The sequence below is a fragment of the Terriglobus sp. RCC_193 genome, from assembly GCF_041355105.1.
Taxonomy (GTDB): domain Bacteria; phylum Acidobacteriota; class Terriglobia; order Terriglobales; family Acidobacteriaceae; genus Terriglobus.
In genome coordinates, this window is the sequence record NZ_JBFUPK010000002.1 from 1,447,653 (window position 1) to 1,470,951 (window position 23,299).

The 23,299-nt window shown below is 58.2% G+C and carries 18 protein-coding genes; 9 read left to right on the forward strand and 9 right to left on the reverse strand.

Translation table 11 applies throughout. From position 1 onward, the window contains the following. Positions 1-63: 63 nt before the first annotated feature. The gene (locus tag AB6729_RS14830; RefSeq protein ID WP_371082404.1) at positions 64-744 is read right to left on the reverse strand and encodes a winged helix-turn-helix domain-containing protein; all 681 of its coding nucleotides are present in this window, start codon (positions 742-744) and stop codon (positions 64-66) included. Further along, complete coding sequence (locus AB6729_RS14835; protein ID WP_371082405.1) at positions 741-2,399, reverse strand: sensor histidine kinase; 1,659 nt, start codon at positions 2,397-2,399, stop codon at positions 741-743. The genes AB6729_RS14830 and AB6729_RS14835 overlap by 4 nt, the downstream gene beginning before the upstream one ends. Before the next feature lie 448 nt (positions 2,400-2,847). Here AB6729_RS14835 and AB6729_RS14840 point away from each other — a divergent pair, with 448 nt between their 5' ends. The 3 genes from AB6729_RS14840 (at position 2,848) to AB6729_RS14850 (ending at position 6,231) form a co-directional block, all read left to right on the forward strand. Next, positions 2,848-3,201 (forward strand): PadR family transcriptional regulator, encoded by a 354-nt coding sequence (locus AB6729_RS14840; RefSeq protein ID WP_371082406.1) that lies wholly within the window; start codon positions 2,848-2,850, stop codon positions 3,199-3,201. Next, complete coding sequence (locus tag AB6729_RS14845; protein WP_371082407.1) at positions 3,198-5,849, forward strand: ADOP family duplicated permease; 2,652 nt, start codon at positions 3,198-3,200, stop codon at positions 5,847-5,849. Before AB6729_RS14840 ends, AB6729_RS14845 begins: the two co-directional genes overlap by 4 nt. 94 nt (positions 5,850-5,943) lie before the next feature. Then, positions 5,944-6,231: a CHY zinc finger protein gene (locus AB6729_RS14850; RefSeq protein WP_371082408.1), complete on the forward strand. Its 288-nt coding sequence runs from the start codon at positions 5,944-5,946 to the stop codon at positions 6,229-6,231. Here the strand turns inward: AB6729_RS14850 and AB6729_RS14855 are convergent. Beyond that, positions 6,216-6,695, reverse strand: a complete 480-nt coding sequence (locus tag AB6729_RS14855) for a GAF domain-containing protein (protein ID WP_371082409.1) — start codon at positions 6,693-6,695, stop codon at positions 6,216-6,218. The two genes, AB6729_RS14850 and AB6729_RS14855, sit on opposite strands and share 16 nt — an antisense overlap. A 399-nt stretch (positions 6,696-7,094) precedes the next feature. On the opposite strand from AB6729_RS14855, the gene AB6729_RS14860 reads away from it, so the two are divergent. After that, on the forward strand, positions 7,095-8,075 hold the full coding sequence (locus AB6729_RS14860; RefSeq protein WP_371082410.1) for a cytochrome c: 981 nt from the start codon (positions 7,095-7,097) through the stop codon (positions 8,073-8,075). A gap of 262 nt (positions 8,076-8,337) precedes the next feature. Here the strand turns inward: AB6729_RS14860 and AB6729_RS14865 are convergent, their stop codons facing one another. The 3 genes from AB6729_RS14865 to AB6729_RS14875 form a co-directional block, all read right to left on the reverse strand. Further along, positions 8,338-10,059, reverse strand: a complete 1,722-nt coding sequence (locus AB6729_RS14865) for an FAD-dependent thymidylate synthase (RefSeq protein ID WP_371082411.1) — start codon at positions 10,057-10,059, stop codon at positions 8,338-8,340. Between the two features lie 497 nt (positions 10,060-10,556). After that, on the reverse strand, positions 10,557-12,731 hold the full coding sequence (locus tag AB6729_RS14870; RefSeq protein WP_371082412.1) for a GH92 family glycosyl hydrolase: 2,175 nt from the start codon (positions 12,729-12,731) through the stop codon (positions 10,557-10,559). A 387-nt stretch (positions 12,732-13,118) separates the two neighbouring features. Further along, positions 13,119-13,748, reverse strand: a complete 630-nt coding sequence (locus tag AB6729_RS14875) for a TetR/AcrR family transcriptional regulator (RefSeq protein WP_371082413.1) — start codon at positions 13,746-13,748, stop codon at positions 13,119-13,121. Between the two features lie 81 nt (positions 13,749-13,829). On the opposite strand from AB6729_RS14875, the gene AB6729_RS14880 reads away from it, so the two are divergent. Beyond that, on the forward strand, positions 13,830-14,693 hold the full coding sequence (locus AB6729_RS14880) for an oxidoreductase (RefSeq protein ID WP_371082414.1): 864 nt from the start codon (positions 13,830-13,832) through the stop codon (positions 14,691-14,693). A 79-nt stretch (positions 14,694-14,772) separates the two neighbouring features. On the opposite strand, the gene AB6729_RS14885 is transcribed toward AB6729_RS14880, so the two are convergent. From AB6729_RS14885 to AB6729_RS14895, 3 genes are all read right to left on the reverse strand, one after another. Next, entirely contained in the window at positions 14,773-15,846 is a 1,074-nt protein-coding gene (locus AB6729_RS14885; RefSeq protein ID WP_371082415.1) for a radical SAM protein, read from the reverse strand. Between the two features lie 94 nt (positions 15,847-15,940). Continuing rightward, positions 15,941-16,792: a formyltetrahydrofolate deformylase gene (purU, locus tag AB6729_RS14890; protein ID WP_371082416.1), complete on the reverse strand. Its 852-nt coding sequence runs from the start codon at positions 16,790-16,792 to the stop codon at positions 15,941-15,943. Between the two features lie 55 nt (positions 16,793-16,847). Then, positions 16,848-18,611 (reverse strand): esterase, encoded by a 1,764-nt coding sequence (locus tag AB6729_RS14895; protein WP_371082417.1) that lies wholly within the window; start codon positions 18,609-18,611, stop codon positions 16,848-16,850. A gap of 54 nt (positions 18,612-18,665) precedes the next feature. On the opposite strand from AB6729_RS14895, the gene AB6729_RS14900 reads away from it, so the two are divergent. The 4 genes from AB6729_RS14900 to AB6729_RS14915 all read left to right on the forward strand — a co-directional run bounded on the left by AB6729_RS14900 (position 18,666) and on the right by AB6729_RS14915 (position 23,265). Continuing rightward, positions 18,666-19,445 (forward strand): TIGR03435 family protein, encoded by a 780-nt coding sequence (locus AB6729_RS14900; RefSeq protein WP_371082418.1) that lies wholly within the window; start codon positions 18,666-18,668, stop codon positions 19,443-19,445. Positions 19,446-19,651: 206 nt separating this feature from the next. Further along, on the forward strand, positions 19,652-21,052 hold the full coding sequence (locus AB6729_RS14905; protein ID WP_371082628.1) for an NADP-dependent isocitrate dehydrogenase: 1,401 nt from the start codon (positions 19,652-19,654) through the stop codon (positions 21,050-21,052). Between the two features lie 199 nt (positions 21,053-21,251). Continuing rightward, positions 21,252-22,652 carry an NADP-dependent isocitrate dehydrogenase gene (locus AB6729_RS14910; protein ID WP_371082419.1) on the forward strand — a complete coding sequence of 467 codons (1,401 nt, stop codon included), beginning with the start codon at positions 21,252-21,254 and terminating at the stop codon, positions 22,650-22,652. Between the two features lie 88 nt (positions 22,653-22,740). Next, entirely contained in the window at positions 22,741-23,265 is a 525-nt protein-coding gene (locus tag AB6729_RS14915) for a DinB family protein (RefSeq protein WP_371082420.1), read from the forward strand. Positions 23,266-23,299 lie beyond the last annotated feature (34 nt).

Sequence of the window (23,299 nt, forward strand, 5' to 3'; positions counted from 1 at the left end):
TGTGACGCGATGTGCAGGTCAGGCGTGCAAATTGTATGTAAGGAATGTAAAGGCGCGGTGGGGTCAGAGGGCGAGTTTGTACCCGGCGCCTTTGATCGTAAGCAGGAAGCGCGGATAACGCGGGTCTTCTTCGATCTTTTTGCGCAGGCCTGCGACATGCACATCGACGGTGCGGCTGAGCATGCTGCCGTCTGCGGACCAGACGTTCTCCAATAGCTCTTCGCGGGTGATGATGTTGCCGCGATGTTGGTTAAGGTACTTAAGCAATCGAAATTCGATGGGTGTGAGTGCTACTGCAGTGCCCGCGCGTGTGACCTCATGTTGACGGAAGTCGATACGGATGTCACCGAGGATTGTGGTGTCTGGTGATGTTGCGGAAGGTTGCGATCGACGAAGCAGGGCTTCAATGCGTGCCATAAGTTCGATGGGTTCGCAGTTCTTCTGCACGTAGTCGTCTGCGCCGAGTTTGAGGCCGAGTACGCGGTCGATGACTTCGCCACGTGCGGTGAGCATGAGCACGGGCGTGGTGATGTTGCTCTTTCGCAGATCGCGGCAGATGTCGAAGCCGTTTTTGCCGGGGAGTGAAACGTCGAGCAGGATGAGGTCAAAGGCGTTTGCGCTGGCGGCCTGTTGGCCTGTGTTGCCGTTGCTTTCCCATTGCACTTCATAGGCGTCTGCGTGCAGGCGGTCGATGAGGCCGATGGCGAAGGCGTGCTCGTCTTCGATGAAGAGGATGCGTGTCATGCGGGGATTCTCAGAGTGAAGGTGCTGCCTTGTCCGGGTGTGCTTGCTACGGTGACGGAACCACCGTGCGCTTCGGCTGCGGAGCGTACGAGGCTGAGGCCGATACCGGAGCCGGGGATGTTTGTTTCCGCAGCAGACTGGCCGCGGTAGAAAGGCTCGAACAGATGTTCGCGATCAGCGGCTTCGATGCCGGGGCCGTGGTCGGAGATATGTATGAGGATTGCGTGCTTGTTTGTGGAGTATTCGGCCTGAATGCCGATCCAGTGGCCACTGGCGGCGTATTTGATTGCGTTTGTCAGCAGGTTGTCGATGGCCATGCGGAGTAAGTTGGCATCGCCTTGAATCGTTGGAAGATTGTTGGGGATGCCCTGCTCGACCTGGAATTGTGCGCGCATGAGTTCGTCGTGGTGTGTCGATAGAACGGTGGTGATGATGTTTGCGATGTTGATCGGTGCGCGTGTTGCTGTGCCGAGGTTGGAGTGGATGCCAGCGTATTGAAGCGTTTGCTCGATCATTTCGCTGAGGCGACGTGATTGCTGATGGATGAGTTCGCCGTATTGCGTGACCTTGTCTGTGCCGGAGACGAGGCCGTCAGCCTGATTGCGCGAAAGCATGGAAATGGACGAAACGGGAGTGCGCAGTTCATGCGAGACGGCCGCGACGAATTGCATACGTTGTTCTGCGGCGCGTTGCATGCGATATGCGCTTAGGACAAGAAGGATGATGGATGTGCCGAGAAGAAATTCTGCAGCGACAAGGAGCAGGAGTTCCTGTCGACGCTGGTGACGGAAGGCAGCGGCGAGTGGCAGACCGCGATGTGCGATCTGCAATTCCCATATGCCGTCGTTTGGCAGAGCAGGAAGACGCGGTACGACGCGGTCTTCGGTTTGAATTTGATAGCGCTGGATGATTCTGCCGGGAGGGGTTGGTGCGTTGGTTGGACGTCCTGGTATGAGAGGAAAGTTTCGCAGTGACACGGCGAAGAAGGGCTTACGCAAATCCGGTGTGATCTTCGGGCCGTAGATTCGCTGTGCGTCGCGATGGCGCGGGACGATGGCGAAATCGTAGTCGTTCATGGAGGATTTGCCGAAGGTCTCCGGAAGGAGTTTTGGAATGAGCGTGGTCCTGATGAAGTCTTCATCGAGTAATGCGATGAAGCAATGGTTGGCACGCGAGATACGGAATAGGCTTTGACCTTGTTTCGTTTTTTCGACAACGGGTTGAAACAGAGGCGTTGTAATGGCGAGTGGTTGCTGAGAGATGGTGGCGGTGCATTCTTCGGGATGCATCCAGTCGGGTGTTGCTACGGCCGTGAATGTGCCGGAACTGTTGGCGTGCAGAACGCGGGGCCGTGCGCCGGAAGCGTCGATGAGATAGAGATCTTTTACCAGCCTCGGAAGAGATGGCAGCGGCGCGTTTGTGGTCCATGCGGTTTGCGCGTCGTTCTGAAGGAAGCTGACGGCGTCTGCGATGTTGCGATTAAAACGCGAGGCAAAGAGTGAAGCGGAGAGGTCGAGGTGTTCGCGTTCGCGCTGTAGATCCGCGGTGAGCACGCGTTTTGACCATCGGTACTGCACAAATGCGACGACGCCGAGGAGTATCGCGAGCGTAACGCAGATGGCGATGAGAGTCCGAAAGCCGAAACGAAGGTGCATGGACGTGGATTGTAGCGATGGGGTGGATGAGACACAAGGATGGCATTCCCTCAGGGGCTAAACCCCCTGGCTTCGCGGCCTTTTACGGCAGGGCTGAAGCCCTGCCCTTCCGAGTACTTCGTACCGTTCTCGACGCTTCGCGTGGTCGTGCTTCGCACGATGAGAGCGGCTTTGCCGCTCGGCCCAGGTTAGCTTCGCGAACCTGGGGCACCCGGAGTTGTGGCTGAGAGGGTTCGATAATTTCGCTACTGCGAGAGTTCGTTGGGATTCTTCGCTGCGCTCAGAATGACTGCGTCGACGGTTTTAAATGATCCCGCAGTTTTCTCTTTTCCGTAGAAATTCAAGTGGTGTATTTATTCCCGTAGAAATTCGAGTGGTGTATTGATTCCCATAGAAGTTCGAGTGGTGTAGTATTCATTCCCATAGGAATTCGAGGGGAGAGTTGGCGATGGCGAAGAAGAACCAGGTGGACAGCGAGATGTTAAAGGGGACGCTGGACATGATGATTCTGCGGACGCTGGTGGGCGGCGATGCGCATGGGCACACCATTGCCAAGGTGATTGAACACACATCAGAAGATGTGTTGGAAGTGGAACAGGGCTCGCTGTATCCGGCGCTGCATCGGCTGGAGGATCGTCGCTGGGTTTCTTCGTATTGGGGTGTGAGTGAGAACAATCGCAAGGCGAAGTTCTACAAGATGACGGCAGAAGGGCGTAAGCAACTGGTGCGCGAAGTGACGCGGTGGCGGCAGATGACTCGCGCGATTGGGTTGGTGATGGGCGAAGAGGGAGGTGCGCAATGAGCTGGTTCCGGTTCTTTCGTCGCAAGCGTTCCGATGCGGAGTTGCAGGAAGAGATGACGTCGTTCCTGAATGAGGAGACGGCGGACAATGTGGCGCGCGGCATGTCTGAGGAAGAGGCGCGACGACAGGCTCATGTGAAGCTGGGCAGCAGGGAGAAGGTGCGTGAATCGTTGTGGGCGCAGAACTCATTTCAACCGTTGACGAGTCTTGCGCGTGATGTGAAGTTCGCGAGTCGCACACTGCGACGTACGCCGGGGTTTTCGTTCCTTGCCGTGCTGGTGGTGGCATTGTGCATTGGTGCAGCGACATCCCTGTTCACGATTGCGCGTTCGGTATTGCTGCGCCCGCTGCCGTTTCATGATCCAGACAAGCTGGTGATGTTGTATGAGGACCGCACGAAGGATGGCGTGCCTCCTGCCAAGCCGGGATACAACCCGGTGTCTCCCGCGGATTTTTACGATTGGCGATCGAAGACGCATGGCTTTGAAGATATGGCCGTCACGCGTGGCGCGGGTTACAACCTGACAGGCGAGCGTGGTGAATTACCGGAGTCAGTGCGTGCTGCCGCAGGATCATGGAACCTGATGCGTGTGCTGGGTGTGCAGCCTGCGGTGGGACGCTGGTTCACAGAGGCAGAGGACAAGCCGGGCACCACTTCAGTAATGTTGACGTGGAGTGTGTATCAGCGGCGATTTGGCGGCGATGCAGCGATTGTGGGTCGTCAGATTCACCTGGATGATAAGCCGTATACGGTGGTGGGTGTGTTGCCGTCGTGGTTTCGGTATCCAGATGCCGGGATCGTGTTGTGGGTTCCGTATCAGGGCGATATGGGAGAGACACTGCAACACCACGACTACCACCAGAGCCAGGTGATCGCGCGGATGAAGGATGGCGTGTCGCTGGCGAGTGCGGTGGCGCAGGTGCAGGCGGTGCAGATGCAGCTTCACCTTGCGTATCCTGATGAGCCGGTGCATGACCTGGTGGAAATGCGACCCATGCATGAGGATGTAACGGGCGATGTGAAACAGCCGCTGCAACTGATGCTGGGCGCGGTGGCATGTATGTTGCTGATCGGCTGTTTGAATGTGTCGAACCTGCTGGTGGCGCGTGGCGCTGCACGGCAGCGCGAGGTTGCCATTCGCAGTGCGTTGGGTGCGCAGCGTGCTGCATTGATCCGCGAACAGATGACGGAGAGCGTGCTGATCTGCATAGCCGGTGGCACGCTTGGCGTGGCGTTGTCCGTGCTGGCAACCCAGATCCTTGCGCATGCATGGAAGGATCTACCCACTGTACAGAGCATTCATCTGGATGGGACCGTGATTGCTTTTGCCTGCGCGCTGGTGTGTGTTGCAGCGCTGGTGGCAGGGCTGGTTCCCGCGTTGTCGTCTACGGACAAGTCGATGCTGAGTGCGATGCAGAGTTCCACGCGCACGGGAGGCGGCAGCATTGGACGCACGGCGTTGCGCAAGTGGATGCTGACTGCGGAGATTGCGATTACGGTGGTACTGCTGGTAGCGGCGGGACTGCTGGGCAAGAGCTTTCTGAAGCTGCGGACGACGGATGTTGGTTGTGTGACGAAAAACGTGCTGACGCTTCGTTACAGCCTGCCGGAGAAGCAGTATGACACGCCTGAGAAGGTGAACTCGTTTCAGGAATCTTTGCTGGAGCGTGTGCGTGCGTTACCAGGAGTGAAGGGAGTTGCGCTGGGGAATACCGTTCCTGCTGCCGGTTACTGGGGCGACTTTGTGTTCACGGTGAAGGAGCATCCTCCTCTTCAGGCGGGTGCACCCATACAAGTTGGATTGGTGCGATGGGCTGATCCCGGGTACTTCACGGGGTTGGGAATTCCGTTGGTGCGTGGGCGCTTCTTTACGAACCAGGATCGGTTGGAGCGTGCGTACAAGGTGATTGTGAGTAAGCAGTTGGCCGATCGTTATTTTCCGGGCGAGGATGCGATCAGCAGACATCTGCATGTGGCGGCACATGCGCTGAAAGGCAAGCCGGACGCAACGGATTACGAGATCGTGGGCGTGGTGGGCGATGTGATCTACCAGGTGGGTAAGGAAGCGCGACCGATGATGTACTTCCCGCTGCTGGATGGAACGATGAGTGGAGCAACGCTGGCAGTGCGCACCCAGTATGATTCGCTACAGTTTGCGCTGCCGGTGCAGAAGCAGATTGCAGCGCTGGATGCAGGATTGCCGGTGGCGGACGTGCGGACGATGGATCAGGTGGTCGGCGAGTCACTGGGGAATCAGAGCCTGAGTGCTGCGCTGGTGCTGGCGTTTGCGGTGTTGTCGTTGTTGCTGGCTTCGGTGGGTTTGTATGGCGTGCTGTCGTACCTGACAGTGCAGCGGACGCAGGAGCTTGGCATTCGGATGGCGCTGGGTGCGCAGCGCGAGCAGTTGCTAACACAGATGCTGCTGGATGGTATGAAGCCGGCACTGTTCGGGCTTGGTCTGGGGATGGTGGCGAGTTTTGCAGTGACGCGCGTGTTGCAGACGATGTTGTTTGCGACGAAGCCGCTTGATCCGGTGGTGCTGTTCGGTGTGGTTGCGACGCTGCTGGTGGTGGCGATGTGTGCGTGCCTGGTGCCTGCGTGGCGGGCTTCACGCATTGAACCGATGCAGGCTTTGCGGATGGAGTAATAAGGAAGTTCTGGTTAAGCAAATCTTTCGTGAATGTGTTGCGATAGATTGCGTGGATGTTTTCGGAGTGCAGGTGCGCGGTGTTGAGGTGGATATGCAGACTCGCTGCGTTCACTATCACTCATCGCGCGATGTGATTGCGATTCGTATGGCTTGCTGCGGTGTTTACTTCGCCTGCAAGGATTGCCATGAGGAAGTTGCTGGTCATGCGATTGTGGTGTGGCCGCGTTCGCAGTGGGATACGCGTGCCGTACTATGCGGCGTGTGTGGGGATGAGTTGACCATCCACGAGTATATGGAGTGCGACAACCGGTGTCCGCGCTGTGAGGCTGCGTTCAATCCCGGTTGCCGGAACCACTATCACTTTTATTTTGAAGTTTGAGTGCGCTCGATGAAGCTGCCGATGATTGTGGCGCATTCTTCGAGGAAGTCACGGTCGGCGGCGGTGAAGGCTGCGGCGTCGTGGCTGTCGATGTCGATTTCACCGATGACTTTGCCGTGGGCGTGGATGGGAACGACGATCTCAGATTTGGTTTCAATGGAGCAGGCGAGATAACGCGGGTCGGAGTGAACGTCGTCTACGATGACGGTCTGATTCTGCGCGACGGCGGCTCCGCAAATGCCTTGATGGATGGGGATGCGTGTGTGTTCCGTGGGTGCGCCGCGGAAGGGGCCGAGGACAAGCATCTCCGCGTCATTGGGGTCGAGCATGTAGAAGCCGGTCCAGTTGTAGTGGGGCAGGCGTGACGGAATGATGTCGACGATGAAGTTCTGCAGGGATTCAAGCGATGGGGCGGTGGTGGCGAAGGCGGCGATCTCTGCGAGGATGCCGGTGTAGAGGATCATGGATTTATTGTGCGCTCTTGTGGTTGTTTCGTGTTCCCGGTGCGTCGTAGCGGGCAGAGAAGAATGCAGGTCCTTCGACTTCACTTCGTTTCGCTCAGGATGACGATTCTTCGAATCGTATGAGCTTCGCTGATTTCCCCTGATTTGCGCTTTTGCGTTTTTGCGCTAATTTCCGCTTTTGAGCTGATTTCCGCTTTTGCGCGAATGGAGCGGATTGTTGGAAGGAACTTTGACTCTGTGTCGTCGCGGGAGAATGTGTTGGGATTCTTCCCCTTCGACAAGCTCAGGGGCAGAATGACGATCGGAGATCGTACGAGCTTTGCTTTGATACAAAATGACGTTCAGGCTCTCTCCGTTGCGAAGTTGCAAGATGTGGCGAGGATGGGGCAGGATGGCTGGGTGAATTCATCCAGGGTTTTTACTGCGTTGTTTGCCGCGCTGGCCGTTGCTGCGCTGGGCTCGTCCGTTCTTCATGCTTATCCGGCGGATGGCCCCAAGGTTCCAGCATGGGCTTATCCGCAGGGTGTTCACGAAGAGCCTGCCCCGGATGATGGCAAGCTGTATCACCTGCCCGGTACTACGCAGGCGTTTACGGACACGCAGATTAATCGCGTGAATGCAACGATTGACTGGTTTCCGAAGTCGCATCCGGCGCCGCCTTCACCGGTGATTACGGGGACGGAGAAGTACAAGGCATGTGGCACGTGTCACCTGATGAACGGCGTTGGAAAGCCGGAGACGGGCGACCTGCAGGGCTTGCCAGTGGCCTACCTTCTACAGCAGTTGGACGACATGAAGAATGACCGTCGTCATCCTGCGTATATGCCTTCCAGTCTTACGGGGATGGTTGCGATTGCGAAGGCGTTGACGCCGGAAGAGGCTCGGCAGGCAGCGGAGTATTTCCACTCTGTTCCGCCGGTGACGCATATTCGTGTGGTGGAGTCTGCGGATGCTCCGGTGACGCATCCGGGGCCGCATACGATTCAGCTTCCTGATCCGTCGGGTGCGCGTGCGCCGATTGGTACGCGCATTGTGGAAGTGTCGGAAGACGTGGAGCGCACAAAGCTGCGCGATCCTTCTATTGGTTTTGTTGCCTACGTTCCCGTGGGCAGCATCGCTCGCGGTGAGGCGCTGGTGAAGACTGGTGGTGCGAGCAAGATGACTTGCATCATGTGTCATGGTGCGGATCTGAAGGGGATGGGCGATTCGTTTCCGTCACTGGCAGGGCATTCGCCTACGGCTACGGCGCGGCAGTTGTTTGATTTCCGGAGTGGTGCGCGGGATGGGAAGAATGCTGCGGCGATGAAGCCTGTGGTGGCTGGGCTTTCCGATAGCAATATTGTGGATGTGTCTGCTTATCTGGCTTCGTTGAAGCCTTAGGTTGCATTCCCTCAGGGGCTAAAGCCGCTTGCTGATTGTGGGTTTTACGGCAGGGCTGAAGCCCTGCCCTTCCGAGTGCTTCGTACCGTTCTTGACGCTTCGCGTGGTCGTGCTTCGCACGAATGCCCAGGTTAGCTTCGCGAACCTGGGGTACCCGGTTTTGTGGCTGGAAGGGTTCGAGCTTGCTGCTGCGCTGATTCGTTGGGATTCTTTTCCTCGACAAGCTCAGGGTCAGGATGACGGCTCTGAGCTTGTCGTTGACTTACCGGACGAGCAGGTCGATGGGTTCGTGCGGGTCGCGGATGCGGAAGTGTTTGGTTAGCGATGGGTATTGTTTGGCTACTTCCGAATACATCTGCCAGGCGACGTTGCGGTAGCTCCAGTGGCCTGCGGGTGTGCTGCGGAGTTCGCTGATGTAGACGGCTTCTGCGAAATCCATGGTGAAGAGGGAACGGCAGCGCGTGGCCAGCGGCAGCACGTAGTCGGCTGCGTGTGGGTTGCACTTGTGGGGCTTGTTGTCTGTTGAGGCTTCGCTGGAGGACGTGGCGGCCCACTTCATCTGGATGCCTTGTCCGTTGAAGTGCGGCAGCGGCACGGCGGCGGGGGAATGTGCCGCGAGCCTGGGTGATGCCGGTGCGGCGGTGGCGTTGGCAGGAATGCCGGTGGCTTTGGCGTGGAAGGCGAAGGCCTGCTGGATGAGTTCCGTGTAACGTGCGAAGACGGGCGATGCTGACAGCGCGGGCTGCGAGGGGAAGTCCGGGAGTTCGTAGCCGTGTGCCGTGGTCCAGGGTTGCAGGAGTTGCGTGCAGCGGCGGTGGCGGTGCATGTCGCGGAAGCCACCGATGTCCATCAGGATGTCAAAGCGCAGGCCGTTGGCGGCGGCGAAGGCGCGCGGGAGTTCGTCGTGGCGGCCGCGATGTTGCAGGCCGAGGTCGATGATTTCGCTGATGCGCTTTTCGCTCAGCGCAGCGACGGCGTTGCGGATCTGGCGGAAGCGGTACTGCGTGTGCGGGTAGAGCAGCGAGGTGGCGAGGTCGATCTCAAGCGAGAGCGTTTCGCCCGTGGGCGGTGTAATGAGTTCGACGTTGGCCGAGTCCGGCGGCATGGGGACGATGGATTCGCCGGAGAGGAGTTCGGCTGCGGCCTGCTCCAGCAGCGGTTTTGTGGCACGTGTAAATGCGCTGGGCGTGGTGTATTTGACCAGCGTGGGGCTGACGCGGACTTCGCGCAGGATAAGATCCTCTGCGGTTTGCGCGATTGCGGGTTCGAGGGTGCGGATGGTCTGTACGAGATCGGCGCAGGCAGCTTCGTTGACCTGCCATGCGGGGCCTGCGGCGGCGTCACGCAGCTTTTCACCCAGCGCGCGGATTTCAGGGTAGTCGCTGCCGAGGAGTCGTGCGACCTGGCCTTCGAGGGTGCGGGCGTTGGTGATCTGGCCGAGCGAGGTGTTGGTGGCCAACGGCAGCAGGTAACGCGCCATGTCGTAGGCGCGGGCGCGGAGGGTGCGCGTGTAGGCCGCGTCGTCCATGCCCTGGGGGCGCGGTGCGTGCGCCTTCAGCTCCGTGAGCATGCCTTCGCCGATTTCGGTGTAGCCGTCGAAGAGGCTTTCGATGGTCTTCGTGTAGCCGAGTTGTTGCTCGGGGTTGTCGAAGGTCGGCGTATAGTAGCCGGATTTGCGGAAGTTCTGGTAGCGCGTGCTGCGCTCCTGGCCGTCCCAGCGCTGCTCGTCGACGAGGTCGATGGCGGCGAGGAGCGAGAGGCGCTCGATGGCGAAGGCGACGTGCGCGAGATCCGCAATGGAGCGATGGCCGTACTGGAAGTAGAAGGTGTTGAGGAACTGCTCAGCCTTCTGCGCGGAGATTTCCGCCAGCGATTCGCGCAGGGTGAGCGCGGAACGGGAGTACTTCGCCATGGCGTAGGCGAGGACTTCGGGGTCGGCCCCGTGGATGGCGTAGACGTCGGTATCGTTCTGGAAAGGGCTCATCGGCGTAGGGAAAGGATAGCAAGAAGCAGCGAGTTAGCTAGTCAGCAAGTTAGCGAGTCAGCATGTGGCTGGTCTTGACTTTCTCGCTTTGCCTCGGAGCGTTGTAGAGGGCACCGGGGAATGCAGGTCCCCTTCGCTTCGCTCGAGGGCATGCTTCAGCTGCGCTTCGCTTCGTTCAGGATGACGCACTTTGTGCGTATGAGCTTCGCTGGTCGTGCTTTTGCACGATGAGAGCGGCTTTGCCGCTCGGCCCAGGTTAGCTTCGCGAACCTGGGGCACCCGGTTTGTGGCTGGAAGGGTTCGATAGTTTCGCTACTGCGAGAGTTCGTTGGGATTCTTCGCTTCGCTCAGAATGACGACCTTCGGTCATATTAGCTTTGCTGGTTTAGCGGTGACGATTTTGAGTTTGTATGAGCTTTGTTGCTCCTCTCTAAATGCAGGAATGCTCGGATTCGGTTGCGAATCCGAGCATTCGGTTTGCTGTGTGTCTTTGTTTGTTACTGGAACCTGGTTGGGTCGGTGTGGATGCTGGCTGGGGGCAGGTCTGCGTCGGCGGTGCCGAGGGTGGTGTTGGGGATGTTGCTCATGTTCAGGTTGAGCGTGCCACCGGCGGTGAGGGCGTTGTGCGTGAACCAGAGGCGGGTGAGTGGCTGGCCGTTCCATGTGGCGGACTGCACGTACTTCGCGTCGCGTGAAGTGTTGGGTGCGCTGACGATGAAGTCCTTGCCGTTCTTCAGGTGGATCGTGACCCTGCTGAAGATGGGGCTGCCGATGTCATAGACCGGCACGCCGGGCGAGATGGGATAGAAGCCCATCATGGAGAAGACCACGAAGCCGGTGAGGCCGCCGCCGTCCTCGTCGCCGGGGATGCCCTGCAGTGTGGCGGGGAAGAAGGCGTCAAGGAGGGCGCGGATGCGCTTCTGCGTCTTCCACGGCTGGCTGAGGCGGTTGTAGACATAGGGGATGGGCAGGGAAGGCTCGTTGGCCATGCTGAATTCGCCCATCATGGATGTGCTGTCCGGGAACTTCGCCTGGAAGGTGTACTTGTTTGCTGGCAGAGGTTCGCGGAAGAGTTGGTCGAGGTTGGCGATGGCTTTCTGCTTGCCGCCCATCAGGTCAAAGAGGCCGTTGTAGTCGTGGACGACGTCCCAGGTGTAGGTGTAGGCGTTGTTCTCGTCGTAGTAGTCGCGACCGCCCATGCCACCGTCGAATTTGGGATCGATATTGATCCAGTTGCCCTTGTCATCCTTGGGCCATGCGAGGCCCTTGTCTGCACGGAAGAGGTTGCGGTAGTTGGTGCTGCGCTTGAGGAAGAGTTCGCGGTCTTCGGGCTTCTTCAGCACGGTGGCGAGCTGCGCGATGGACCAGTCGTCGGTGCTGATTTCATAGGTGACGGCGACGGCCTGACGTTTCTCGAAATCGTTGACACCTGCGACCGTTTCCTTCTCGCCGGGATGCAGCGCAGGCATGTAGCCGTGGGTGTTGTAGAAGTCGTCGAGTGAGGTTTTTGGGCCGAGCTCCCACGGCAGCACGGTGGTGTCGAGCGCGCGTTTGCGCAGACCTTCGTAGGCAGTAGGCAGATCGAAATTGCGGACGCCCTTGTTATACGCATCGGCAATCCATGGTGCGGCGTGATAGCCGTTCATGGTGGCGCCGGGGCCGGAGGCGAGTGCGAAGGTGGGCATGATGCCGCCCTGCTGATACATGCGGACGTAGGACTGAATCTTGTCTGCCTGCATGTCCGGATTCAGGATGGTCTGCAGCGGTTCCATGGCGCGGAAGGTGTCCCACAGCCAGTTGTCCACGTAGAAGGGACGCGCGTCGGTGTGGACCTTGTGGTCGTAGGCGGAGTAGTATTTGCCGTCTTCCGTGATGAGGATCATGCGCTCCATGCAGCGATAGAGCGACGTGTAGAAGACGCGGCGCTGTTCCGGTGTGCCGCCTTCGACGTCGATCTGGCCGAGAGCCTTGTTCCATTCCGCGCGGCCTTCATCACTGGTGCGGGTGACGTCCCAGTGATTGATCTCGCGGTGCAGGTTTTTCTTGGCCTGTTCGACGGAGATGAAGGAGACGCCGTAACGGAGTTCCAATTCAGATGTGGGCGCGGTCAGCGTGAGCTTCTTGTCGCCCGGGGTTGCGGTGATGGGATGGTTTGTCTCCGCGTAGAAGTAGGCGGTGAGGCCCATAGCTTTTTCTTCGCCGGAGATGGCGTCCCTGCCCTCAACTTTGAGCGATCCGGGATGGAGATTGCGCAGCGTTACGGTTGCCGTGTCGGCGTCGTAATGGAAGCGGTAGATGCCGGATTGATGCGATGGCGCGAACTGAATATCAATCTTCGCTTGATCGAGACGGCTGGTGTAAAGGTAGGGTGTTGCGTGTTCGTTGTCGTAGGTCTGCGGTGGACCGTCGCCGGGCAGGATGGCGAAGAGATCGGGCTGGCGATGCGAAAGGATGGTCAGCGGAAAGTATTGGATCTGGTCGTCGAGCGCGTCCTTGCGCACGGGATAGACACGCACCATGCTGTTGGGGCGATATGCCGTGGGACGCGTGGGAACAAGCAGGATGCCGACGTTGCCGATGGTGGTGTCTACTTCGTCGACGGGGGTTTGCTGCTGCGCATATCCGGTGGTGGTTGCTATGAGAAGGGCTGCAATGGCAATGATTTTGCGCAACTTGGAAAGCTCCTGCTTAGGGTCGAAGGAAGGATATCGCAGAGGAGATAGAAGGCGGGCTTGTGGGAGGTTAAAGCTGTAAGTGTCTTTGCCTTCTTGAACGGCCGTCTGTGGCTTGCGGGTGCATTGTAGAGGGTGTGGAGGAATGCAGGTCCTTCAGCTCCGCTTCGCTTCGTTCAGGATGACGGTCTTCGACCGTTTGAGCTTCGCTGAGATACAGGGTGATGAACTTCGTTCGTGGGAGTTTCGCTGGTTCACGCTTTCGCGTGAATGGAGCGGCTTTGCCGCTCGGCCCAGGTTAGCTTCGCGAACCTGGGGCACCCGGCTCTGCTTCGCTTCGTTCAGGATGACCGGTCTTCGGCCGGATGAGCTTCGCTGGTTGTGGCTTTAGCGGATACAGGTGCGCAGATAGGCGTGGACCATGTTGAGGAGTTGTTCGCGGATGGTGGGCAGAAGTTTTTGCGTGGGTTTGTCTTCCAGCAGGCGACGGGTGACACCGGTGATGCAGGACAGAACCATGATGGTGAGCAGTTCCGGTTCGCAGGTGAGGCGTTCGGTTGCGGTGCTGAAAAGCATCGTAACCTGGCGATGTCCGCGGTTGGCGATGTTGCGCGCGATGCGCATTCCATCTACGTCTGAAGCGATGGCGTAGAGGCTGGCGCTGTTGTTTACGTCGTTGAGTTTGGCATCGAGCCAGGTGTCGATGAGCGCGGTGGCCTGATCGAAGATGCTGCGGTTGCGTGAAGATCCGCAGACGTCTTCCACGGCTGCAATGACGTGATCCATGTGACGGCGTAACGTCGCCTGCAGAAGCGCACTCTTGTTGGGGAAGTATTGGTAGAGCGTTCCAACGGACACCCCGGCGCGATGGGCGACGAGTGTGGTGGTGAGTTTCTCTTTGCCGACGCTGACCAGAACCTGAAGCGTGGCCTGAAGAATGGCGTCAACCGTGGCTTCCGAACGCGATTGAACAGGCGTCTTTCTTGGCTGAAATGCGATGGCGAAGGTAGTAGACAAATGCGAACTCCAAAGCTGAAGGTTTCTTCATCTAACTATACGAGCCCGCGGAATCGCGGTCTTTTTCAGGAGATGTGAGCGATGAGTGCAGGGTCGTATGTTTTGGGTGATGTTGCGGTAAACCGCATGGGTTATGGTGCGATGCAGCTTGCAGGGCCGGGTGTGTGGGGTCCGCCGAAGGATCGTGCTGCGGCTGAGGCAGTGTTGCGCGAGGCTGTTGCGAGTGGGGTCAATCACATTGACACCAGCGATTTTTATGGGCCGCATACGGTGAATGCGTTGCTGCGTGAAGTGCTGCATCCGTATGACGGATTGACCGTGGTGACGAAGGTGGGCGGGCGTCGCGGTGAAGATAAGTCATGGCTGCCGGCGCAGAGTGTGGCGGAGTTAAAGAGCGCTGTGGAAGACAATCTGAGCAACCTGAAAGTGGATGTGCTGGATGTGGTGAATCTGCGGTTGTGGGGTAATAACGGTTACGCAGCGAATGAGGAGTCAATCGCGGAGCGCTTCTCTGCTTTGGCGAAGCTGCGTGCGGAAGGAAAGATCAAGCAGCTTGGCCTGAGCAATGCTTCGCGTGCGCAGGTGGAAGAGGCGCTGACGATAGCGCCGGTGGTGTGCGTGCAGAACGAGTACAACCTGGCGCATCGCGGGGATGATGCTTTTATCGATTGGCTGGCAGAGAAGGGAATTGCGTATGTTCCGTTCTTTCCGCTGGGCGGATTTACGCCGTTGCAGTCTTCAGAGTTGTCTGCTGTTGCTTCAGAGATCGGAGCGACGCCGATGCAGGTGGCTTTGGCGTGGCTGTTGCATCGGTCGCCGAATGTTCTGCTGATTCCGGGGACTTCTTCGGTGGGGCATCTGCGGGAGAATCTGGCGGCAGGTTCGCTGGAGTTGTCTGAGGATGCGCTGACGCGGCTGGATGCGATTGAACAGGTGAAGGGATAGCCTTATTCGCAGAAGGCTCCGTGCAAAAAGAAACGTCAGCGGTTGTAAGCCGCTGACGTTCTTTTGCAGACTTGCTGCGCTAGATGATCTGCACCAGATCGCCATGCCCGTTGTGCGCGGTGGGCGGCGTAATCTGCGAGGTTTGTGGTGCGCGCCAGTGGTCGATGTAGCTGACCTGATGTACGCAGGAGATGGTGCAGTTCGGCGCGCAACCCTTCTCCGTCAGGAACTCCCGCTTTACATCGGCGGTGGTGTAGTCCTGCAGGGGAGTCGCCGGGTAGCCGCGTTGCTGACTGCAGTAATGCACCAGCCCGTTCTCGCAGACATAGAGATACCGCCCGCCTGCACGGCAGCGCCAATCGTTCGGCTGTCCGTTGGCAATGGCTTCCTGGAAGTGATTGAAGCGCGAATAGCTGCGACGGGTGAGCTTACGGACGTGCTCCCATACGGTGCGCTCTTCGCCGCCCAGCGGCTTCAACTGGCCGCTGCCATCGTGAATGATGCCGATGGTGGAGGAGAATCCAAGTCCCAGTGCGCGGCTGGATACCGTGAATGCATCCTGCGGGTTGGCGACGCCACCACCCACCACGGAGTTGATGTTCACATGAAAATCGGCGTATTCAGCCAGCCAGATCAGGCGCTGATCCAGAACCTTGAGCGACTTCTTCGACACGGCATCGGGCATGACGTTGTCGATGGAAATCTGCATGTGATCGAGGCCGGCCTTGTTGAGGCGCTCGATGCGTTCCTTATTCAGGTAGTAGCCGTTGGTGATCATGCCGGCCAGAGCGCCGGTCTTGCGGATGCGCTTGATGATCTCGTCAAGATCGGGGTGCATCAGCGGCTCGCCACCAGAGATGGTGATCACGGTTGTACCAAGACGCCCCAGGTGGTCGATGCGTCGCAGCATCTCATCCAGCGGTGTGGGTGCGGAATGGTCGTCGTACTCATTGCAGTAGGTACACGCCAGGTTGCAGCGGCGCATGGGCACAATCTGCGCCATGTACGGGTGGCCAGTGGACAGCAGCGCATGGCCAATGCCCAGTAATTCGCGCATACGCCGCGTGGCTGCTTTCCAGCGCCGACGAAGCGGCATGGGCCGGTGGCCGGGCTTGAGTTCCTGGGTCGGAGGTGTGGCAACTGCAGTCGACATACTGTCTTACAGTTTACCGGAAATGTCCGTATCGGTTCCGAAACAGCCTGTTCCGCACGAACCGGCTGGCGCACCCCGTTCCGCGCAGCCGATCTCAGTCAAAAATCACGGTTTTGTTGTCATAGTGCAGAATCCGGTGCTCCAGATGCCATCGCACCGCACGTGACAGCACTACCCGCTCCAGATCACGCCCCTTGCGCACCAGGTCAGGAATAGTGTCTCCCTGCGTCACACGCATCACATCCTGCTCAATGATGGGCCCCTCATCCAGATCGGCTGTTACATAGTGGCTGGTGGCCCCGATCAACTTCACGCCACGCTGAAACGCCGCGTGATACGGCTTCGATCCGACAAAAGCGGGCAAAAACGAATGATGCACGTTGATAATGCGCGCAGGCCACTGCGCCACAAATTCCGCAGACAGAATCTGCATGTACCGTGCCAGCACCACCAGATCCACATGATACTCGCGCAGCAGCCGCTGCTGTTCAGCCTCTACAGAAGCCTTATTCCCGTTGTTAACGGGCAAGTAGAAGAACGGGATGCCATAAAAATTCGCCAGCCCCTCACCATCCGTATGATTGCCGATGATCAGCGGGATTTCGCAATCCAGCTCGCCAGCCTTGTATCGCTGCAACAAATCAGCAAGACAATGGAGGTGCTGCGAAACAAACAGGCACACCCGATGCTGTTTACCCGACTCCGCCAGTGTCCAGCGCATCTGGAATTCACCAGCCACGCGCGCAAAGCGATCCGCGAAATGGTGGATGGGAAGCTCTGCAGAAGGCTCAAACTCAATGCGCATGAAAAAGCGCCCAAGCTCTGCATCCTGATGCTGTCCCGCATGAAGGATGTTCGCGTCATATTCCGTGACCAGAAAATTCATGATCGCGGCCACCAGACCCTTACGGTCTGGACATTCCAATAGAAGAACAGCTTTCGTCATACAGTGTGCCGACTACCAGTATGGCTGATGACTGCCTGCCTGCGATCCAGTGCCATCAGTAAACCCAGCTCTTCACATCTGCGCCGACCGGGGCGGTCTGCTTCATGTGCTCCGTCATCAGCGGCAGCAGTCGCTGAATCCAGTTCGCGTTGTTCTGCTGCATGGTGTATTCGCTGGGGCCGCCGGTGTAGCAGTGCGGCATGCCGGGGCCGTACTGAAATTCCGCATCCGACCGCGGATTCCGCGTCAGCTTCAACTGGTTATCCAGCAGGTGCACGGCGTTGTTCAGAAAGTACGTATCGCCATCGCCCACGGCAATATGCATCTTGCCTTCCACCTTTGGTCCCAGCGTTGACCAGTCGCGTTTCAGAATAGCGTTGATGTCGTAGTGCTCACGCCAGTACTGCACCACGTCCTTGTGAATTTCGCCGGTGATGGGATCCAGTACGTCGACTGGATAGCCGTCCGGGCCCTGTGGCGAAAACACTGCCTGCCAGATGCCCCACTGCTCTGTCGATCGCCCATGCGTTCCCAGCACATACTCAAACGCAAACTCATCGCCGGTATTCGCAAGAATGGAGCCATCCGGCTTGCGATCCGTCGGAACCGGCACGCTGCCAAAGTCGCCGTGGCGGAAGAACGCGTTGGGATCGTCGTACAGATTGATGTTCTGATAGGCGTGGAAATCCACGGGATCAGGGCAAGCGCCCCACGTGCCGTTGTAACCATCGGGATAGAAGACCTGCGTGGCAATCGCTTCCCAGCCGCCGGTCGATCCACCTGCAGTAGCGCGAGCCCAGCCTGCGCCAATGCCGCGATACTTCGCCTCCACCGCTGGAATCAACTCATCGTTAATCGCCGATCCATACGGCCCCACGTTCGCGGAATCCACATCATACGAATCGTCGTAGTACGGGTTCGCATTCTGCACATACAGCACGATCGCGCGTGGCAACCGGCCCGTTGTCCAGTCCTGAAAGAAGCGATAACCACTGTCACCGCGACGCCCGCCACCACCTGCTACTGCGGTGAACGCGGGCTGCATGCCGGCACTGAAATGTCCCTGCCACACCACCAGGGGATAGTGCGCGTCCGGATGCTCGTCAAAACCCTCCGGCAGCAGTACCCATGCACCCAGATACATGTCGCGGCCCCAGAACTTCGACAGCTTCTCGGACTTGAAGCGCATGTACTTCAGCCACTTGCTGGTCGCCGGGTCCTTCGCAATCACTTCAGGGTCCTGCTTCGATCCCTTAATCTCTGGAATCGTCTGGTCCAGCGTCAGCTTGATCGTCGTGTTCGCCTTGCCATCGAAATGCACCTTCACCGGCTTCGAATAAACGTTGCCTGGCTTGCGATTCCACTTCTGGCCTTCACCCTTATCCGGCGGCAGCCACGGCGATTTTCCATTGGCCAGATGGAACTGCTCGTACACATTGAAGACGCCCTGCACAAAGTAATCGCCCGCGGGGATGTCCGTCAGCGACCGCAGCGGGTAGCCAAGCGTCTTCGCATCTGCTGTCACTGTTTTCGTAGACGGAATGCCGTCAATGCCTACGTCCACGCCGAATCCCTGCGCCGACTGATACTGCTCCTGCATCTGCATGCGCGGCTCGGACTTATCGTCCTTCGCAAACACAACGATCAAATGCCCATGCTGCGCGGCATCAGGCAACGAGACTTCGATCTTCTGTGCCAGGGCAGACGTGGACAGGGCAAACAGGGCAGAGGTGACGATCTTCTTCATGGGCTTGCATTGAATGTACAACCGCTGCGATGGGAAACGCGCGCGAAATCCGCTGGAACCATTGGTCGCCATTGACCGTATTGCTCTCTCAGAACAATCCACGTTCACTATCCGGAGACAGAGACAATGCTGCTGAAAACGCTTTTCCCTGCAACCGTCGCTATGGCGCTCCTCTGCACGGCGACCGCAAAGTCACAGCAGTCGATGCCGCCCGATGCAAAACCCGGCTTTGAAGTGGTGACGATAAAACCTGCGCCTGCCGACGAAACTCGCCAGGGCTTTGATCTGCAGGGGAGGCACATCAAGCTGATGCGCGAATCTGTCCTGAACATCATCATTTTTGCGTACTCCATGCACCCCAAACAGGTGGTGGATGCGCCCGACTGGGTCAGCACGGAATTCTTCGATGTGGACGGCGTTCCCGACGTGGAGGGCGAGCCAAACCTCGTCCAGTATCAATACCTGTTGCAACGCCTGCTCGCAGAGCGTTTCGGCGTGCGCATGCACAAAGCCAAACGCGACCTTCCGGACTATGCACTACGCATCATGCCCGGCGGGATCAAGTTCGCAAAGACCACGTGGACCAAAGACAACCTGCCGCACCAGGGCGGCCATAACGGTGCGGACGGCCAGACCATGACGTTCACCAATAGCTCCATGGCTGATTTTCTTCTGCTGGGGATACAGCACGTTGTGGATCGTCCGGTGGTGGATGAAACCGGCCTGACCGGGCGCTACGACTTCGCCCTGCACTGGCTACCCGATCCGATCAAAGCGCCAGACGGCGATGCGGCGCCGGGCCTTTTCACCGCCATGCGCGAACAACTCGGCCTTGAGCTGAAAGCCACAAAAGGCCCGGTTGATGTTCTCGTAGTCGATTCAGTTGAGAAACCTGGCGCCAATTAGAACGCAGCAACATTTCACCTTCGTGCAAGGAAGCCCTTTGCTGTGCTGCCCGGAAATTATTCGATAACCGCCTAAACAGTGGCAAATCGGGCCAAACGAAGCCCGGTCCTTTCGCCCCTTGTCTGCCAAACCCGATACACTGAAAGGTGAACGTCTGCGGCGAAATTCGCTGCTTCGGAACGCCTCGTAACGGAGTGAGATTCAACGTGCAAACCAGCTATAACGGCATCGCCCTTCCTGTGAACGGAAAAGCAATCACCTATGAAAACGGCGCGTACGTTGTGCCGGACACCCCCATCATCCCGTTCATTGAAGGCGACGGTGCGGGCCGCGACATCTGGAAGAACGCACGCCGCGTTCTCGATGCCGCCGTTGAAAAAAGCTACGAAGGCAAGCGCCGCGTGGAGTGGTATGAAATCCTCGCCGGTGAAAAGGCCTATCGCCTGCACAACGACTGGCTGCCGCAGGACACTGTGCAGGCATGCCTGGACTTCCGCGTTTCCATCAAAGGACCGCTCACCACGCCCATCGGCGGCGGCATCCGCAGCCTGAACGTCACGCTGCGCCAGACGATGGACCTGTATCAGTGCATGCGTCCCGTGAAGCATTACCCCGGTGTGCCCAGCCCCGTGAACAATGCCGATGATGTCGATGTGGTCATCTTCCGCGAAAACACCGAAGACATCTACGCAGGCATCGAGTTCAAGGCCGGTTCGCTGGAAGTGAAGAAGCTGCGCGACTTTGTGAACACCGAACTGCTTGGCAATACGAAGAAGAAGCTGCGCGACGATGCAGGCATCGGCCTTAAGCCCATCAGCGAACTCGGCTCCACGCGCCTTGTACGCGCGGCCATTCAATACGCTGTGGACCACGACCGCAAGGTGATGACCATCGTCCACAAGGGCAACATCCAGAAGTTCACCGAAGGCGCCTTCCGCGAGTGGGGCTATCAAGTGGCCACCACCGAATTTCGCGACAAGATCGTTACCGAACGCGAATGCTGGATCCTTGCCGCGCTCGACAAGGACCCCAGGATCGCGCCGGAAGCGATCGCAAAGATCGTCGAACCGGGCATCGACTTTGCTCCTGCGGCATTCGGCGAAAAGATTGTGGCTGAAGTGAAGGACGTCATCGCAAAGATTGGCGCGACCCACGGCAACGGCAAGTGGAAGGACCTCATCCTCGTCAACGACCGCATCTGCGACGCCATGTTCCAGGACCTGCTGATGAAGCCTGTGGAATACGACGTGATGGCCACCACCAACCTCAACGGCGACTATCTTTCCGACGCCGCTGCAGCGCAGGTGGGCGGACTCGGCATTGCGCCGGGCTCCAACATTGGCGATGGCTACGCTGTCTTTGAAGCAACGCATGGTACCGCGCCGCGCCTTGCCGATCAGGACGTCGTTAACCCTGGCTCGGTGATCCTCTCCGGCGCCATGCTGCTGCGTCTTATCGGCTGGAACGAAGCCGCAGATCGCATCGAAAAGGCCATGGAAGAAACCATCCGCCAGAAATTTGTCACGGTCGACTTCGCGAAGAACATGCCCGGCTCCACGCAGGTGGGCACTACGGCGTTCTCCGATCGCGTGATTGAAAACCTGTAGACCGTAAACCCACGGTTAAAAGAAGGCCCGGATTTCCGGGCCTTTTCTTATGTTTATCGCTAACTGCGTATGTCAGCGCAGCGCAGAGGGTAGCCGGTCGATTGCCGCGCAGTCTATAGTGTCCTGCGTCTGCAGCGCCTCGCTTTTTCGCGTTGCCGACAGCATTTTCTGACGCGCAATTCACGGAGCGATTCTCATCATGCAGACAAGTTACAACGGCATTGCTGTTCCCACCGCAGGTAAGGCAATCGAGTACACCAACGGCAATTTCACCGTTCCTGACAACCCGATCATCCCCTACATCGAGGGCGACGGCACCGGTCGCGATATCTGGAAGGCATCGCAGCGCGTCTTCGATGCGGCCGTCGAAAAAGCCTATGGCGGCAAGCGCAAAGTCTACTGGTTCGAAGTGCTTGCCGGTGAAAAAGCATACCGCCAGACACAGAACTGGCTTCCCGAAGACACCGTCAAAGCCACTGTCGATTTCCGCGTTTCCATCAAAGGACCGCTGACCACACCGGTAGGCGGCGGCATCCGCTCGCTCAACGTTGCGCTGCGTCAACTGATGGACCTGTATCAGTGCGTGCGCCCGGTGAAGTACTACCAGGGCGTGCCCAGTCCTGTGAAGCATCCTGAGAAACTTGACGTCGTCCTCTTCCGCGAGAACACGGAAGACATCTACGCCGGTATTGAATTCCGCGAGGGCACACCCGAGGCAAAGCAAGTCATTGAGTTCTTTAATGGCACCATGCTGAAGGGCGGCAAAAAGCAGATCCGCACCGACTCCGGTATCGGCATCAAGCCCATCTCCATCACTGGATCAAAACGCCTCGTCCGCGCGGCCATTCAGTACGCCATCGCCAACAACCGCCCCACGGTCACGCTGGTGCACAAGGGAAACATCCAGAAGTTCACAGAAGGCGCGTTTCGCGAATGGGGTTATGAAGTAGCCACCCAGGAGTTCCGTGACCAGGTCATCACCGAGCGCGAAAGCTGGATTCTCGGCAATCTGGAACAGAACCCCAACCTTACACCGGAAGCGAACGCCGCACTGATCGAACCCGGCATCGAATTTGCTCCTAAAGAATTCGGAGATTCTGTCATTGCGGAAGTGAAAGATGTCATCGCCAAAGTCGGCGCAACGCACGGCAACGGTAAGTGGAAGTCGAAGATCATGATCAACGACCGCATCGCCGACTCCATCTTCCAGCAGATCATCATCCGCCCCAGCGACTACAGCGTGCTCGCCACCACCAACCTCAATGGCGACTACATCTCCGATGCCGCAGCCGCACAGGTCGGCGGTCTTGGCATCGCACCGGGAGCGAACATCGGCGATGGCTTCGCATGCTTCGAAGCCACACACGGCACCGCTCCAAAGTACGCGGACCTTGACGTTATCAACCCCGGCAGCGTCATGCTGAGCGGCGTCATGATGTTCGACTTCCTCGGCTGGGGCGAAGCCGCGCGCCTCATTGAAAACAGCATGGAGAAGACCATCCAGCAGAAATTCGTTACCTATGACTTCGAACGCCAGATGCAGGGCGCAACCAAAGTCAAAACCAGCGAATTCGCCAGCAAGATGATCGAAAACATGTAATCAACAAGGAGCAGTAACAATCGACACGCCGCGGTGAATCCGCGGCGTGTCTGCTTTCATCGGAAAAATAAAAGAGACATAATGCCTTATGAACCATGACCTGCTGACATCGATCCTGCCTCTTCTCGAACGCACACCTGCCGCTCTGGAAGCACAACTCCGTGGCCTGCCCGATGAATGGATCAACGCAACGGAAGGTGAAGGCACATGGAGCCCACTCGTCGTCGTAGGACACATGATTCACGCAGAAGAAGAAGACTGGATGCCGCGGCTGCGGCGCATCCTGCAGCATGGCACCAGCGTTCCGTTCGATCCCTTCGACCGTGAAGCGCAGTTCACAAAGAGCGCCGGCAAGGGCATGGAGCAACTACTCCACGAATTCCGCACGGCGCGCGAAGAGGGCCTGAAGGAATTACGCGAGCTCAATCTGCAAGCTCACCATCTCACCCTGTGCGGTCTGCATCCCGCACTCGGCGAAACCACAGCGCATCAACTGCTGGCCACATGGGCCGCACATGATCAGGCGCACCTCGTACAAATTCATCGCACGCTCGCACGCCGCCTCAAGCCAGAGATTGGCCCATGGGCCACATTTCTTTCCGTCATGCAGTAGCTTCACGAAAGATCAGCCAATCAAACAAAGAACG

What these genes read in the sequence shown, in the direction of transcription:
- AB6729_RS14855 (WP_371082409.1), bottom strand. Translation starts at nt 6,695, where the DNA reads ATGATCCTCTACACCGGCATCCTCGCAGAGATCGCCGCCTTCGCCACC.
- AB6729_RS14845 (WP_371082407.1), top strand. Translation starts at nt 3,198, where the DNA reads ATGAGCTGGTTCCGGTTCTTTCGTCGCAAGCGTTCCGATGCGGAGTTG.
- AB6729_RS14885 (WP_371082415.1), bottom strand. Translation starts at nt 15,846, where the DNA reads ATGTCGACTGCAGTTGCCACACCTCCGACCCAGGAACTCAAGCCCGGC.
- AB6729_RS14910 (WP_371082419.1), top strand. Translation starts at nt 21,252, where the DNA reads ATGCAGACAAGTTACAACGGCATTGCTGTTCCCACCGCAGGTAAGGCA.
- AB6729_RS14835 (WP_371082405.1), bottom strand. Translation starts at nt 2,399, where the DNA reads ATGCACCTTCGTTTCGGCTTTCGGACTCTCATCGCCATCTGCGTTACG.
- AB6729_RS14830 (WP_371082404.1), bottom strand. Translation starts at nt 744, where the DNA reads ATGACACGCATCCTCTTCATCGAAGACGAGCACGCCTTCGCCATCGGC.
- AB6729_RS14865 (WP_371082411.1), bottom strand. Translation starts at nt 10,059, where the DNA reads ATGAGCCCTTTCCAGAACGATACCGACGTCTACGCCATCCACGGGGCC.
- purU (WP_371082416.1), bottom strand. Translation starts at nt 16,792, where the DNA reads ATGACGAAAGCTGTTCTTCTATTGGAATGTCCAGACCGTAAGGGTCTG.
- AB6729_RS14880 (WP_371082414.1), top strand. Translation starts at nt 13,830, where the DNA reads ATGAGTGCAGGGTCGTATGTTTTGGGTGATGTTGCGGTAAACCGCATG.
- AB6729_RS14900 (WP_371082418.1), top strand. Translation starts at nt 18,666, where the DNA reads ATGCTGCTGAAAACGCTTTTCCCTGCAACCGTCGCTATGGCGCTCCTC.
- AB6729_RS14915 (WP_371082420.1), top strand. Translation starts at nt 22,741, where the DNA reads ATGAACCATGACCTGCTGACATCGATCCTGCCTCTTCTCGAACGCACA.
- AB6729_RS14840 (WP_371082406.1), top strand. Translation starts at nt 2,848, where the DNA reads ATGGCGAAGAAGAACCAGGTGGACAGCGAGATGTTAAAGGGGACGCTG.
- AB6729_RS14850 (WP_371082408.1), top strand. Translation starts at nt 5,944, where the DNA reads ATGCAGACTCGCTGCGTTCACTATCACTCATCGCGCGATGTGATTGCG.
- AB6729_RS14895 (WP_371082417.1), bottom strand. Translation starts at nt 18,611, where the DNA reads ATGGCGACCAATGGTTCCAGCGGATTTCGCGCGCGTTTCCCATCGCAG.